Origin of the sequence: Actinomadura geliboluensis (assembly GCF_005889745.1) — a bacterium.
Taxonomy (GTDB): Bacteria; Actinomycetota; Actinomycetes; order Streptosporangiales; family Streptosporangiaceae; genus Spirillospora; species Spirillospora geliboluensis.
Genome location: NZ_VCKZ01000704.1, coordinates 1 through 1,849, shown reverse-complemented (window position 1 = coordinate 1,849; position 1,849 = coordinate 1). Strand labels below are relative to the sequence as shown.

Here is a 1,849-nt window from a genome sequence, read left to right as displayed (position 1 = left end):
GTCCGCGGGCGGACGGCCTGGGGGGCCGGGCCCGGCCCGTGGAGGCGGCCGTGCAGGCCGCGAGCCGCGCGTCGGGTGCGTGTTCTGTTATCCGGGCGGCTGCAGTGCCGCATGAACCGGCAGGAACGTATGCAGAGTCGGGTCGGCATGGCAAATCACTCCGGTCATTCCGATGGGGGCGGGCGCTGGGAAAGGGGCGGTCGCCCCTGTCGTGGCCTGCGCTGATTTCGAGCACTGTGGGGTAAGTGTGAACTAGGTCACCTTTCCCGGAAAGAAGATCCATTTCATGGTGACCCGCCGCGCGTCGCCCGGTAAGTGGAATGTCGTTCTGTGGAAAACTCCCTGACGCTCCGTAATGGTCTGTGGCGTGTATCACGTATCGGTAAATGTGGTTCATGTCTCCTTTTGGCCGCCGGACGCGGCGGGGCGGGGTGGCCGGTTGCGGACGGACGCGAGCACCGGATCCGGCCCGGCCGAGGGCTTGACGGACCGGATCCGGCCGCCTGTAGTCCGAAGGAGAGGGCAGGTTCCGCCCGGCGAAGGGAGCCCTGTGTTCGGCCGTGTGGTGTCAGGTCTCGTCCTGGTCGTCGGGCTCGTGGTGGCGCCGCCGGCCCTCGCCGACAGCGGTCCACCGACCGCGAAGTTCCCGCCCGGCTTCCTCTGGGGCGTGTCCACGTCCGGCTTCCAAAGCGAGGGGCACTTCCCCGACAGCAACTGGACGCGCTATGCCGATCGCAAGGCGCCGGGCGTCACCGACCCCTACGGCGACTCCGTCGACTTCCTGCACCGCTACCCGTCCGACCTGAAGCTCGCCAAGGGCCTCGGTGTGAACGTCTTCCGGACGTCCGTCGAGTGGGCCCGCGTAGAACCGCGCCGCGGCCACCGCGACCCGAAGGCGCTCGCCTACTACGACGACCTCGTCCGCCGCATCAAGGCGAACGGCATGCGGCCCATGCTCACCCTCGACCACTGGGTGTATCCCGGCTGGGTCGCCGACCAGGGCGCTTGGGACAACCCCCGCACGCGGGACGACTGGCTCCGCAACGCCCGCTACGTCGTCGACCGCTACAAGGGCCAGGGCGTCATCTGGATCACCTTCAACGAGGCCAGTGCCTACATCTACAAGGAGCTCACCACCCGCCCGATGGACCTCGGGCAGATGCTGAAGATGCGCGACGCCCTTATCAAGACGCACCGGGCCGCGTACGACATGATCCACAAGGTCGACCCGGGCGCCCTGGTGTCGAGCAACGTCGCCTACGGGACGGCCCTCAACGGCATCTTCGACGCGGCCATGTTCAACGACGTCACCGACAAGCTCGACTTCATCGGCATCGACTACTACTACGGCGCGAACCTGCAGAACCTCACCGCGGTGCACTCGCTCACCGGCGAGTTCTGGAAGATCGACCCAGAACCAGAGGGGCTGTACTACGTCCTGAAGAACTACCAGCGCCGCCTACCGCACCTACCGGTCTACGTGGTCGAGAGCGGCATGCCGACCGACGACGGCAAGCCGCGCCCGGACGGCTACACGCGCACGGACCATCTCCGCGACCACATCTACTGGATCCAGCGTGCGATGGCCGACGGCGTGAAGATGATGGGCTACAACTACTGGAGCCTCACCGACAACTACGAGTGGGGCAGTTACCGGCCACGGTTCGGCCTCTATACGGTGGACGCGCTGACTGACCCGACCCTGGCGCGCCGTCCGACCGACGCCGTTCCCGCCTACCGCTCGATCATCGCGCACCGGGGCGTCCCGTCCGGGTATGTGCCGGTGCGCGCGCCCGGCTGGTGCTCGATCGAGGATCCCGTCGCGACCTGCCTGGGCACGACCCCCACC

1 protein-coding gene is annotated in these 1,849 nt (G+C 67.4%); it reads left to right on the top strand.

The features are described from left to right. Positions 1 to 550: 550 nt before the first annotated feature. On the top strand, positions 551 to 1,849 hold a 1,299-nt coding region (locus tag ETD96_RS43660), incomplete at its 3' end, for a glycoside hydrolase family 1 protein (protein ID WP_240808650.1).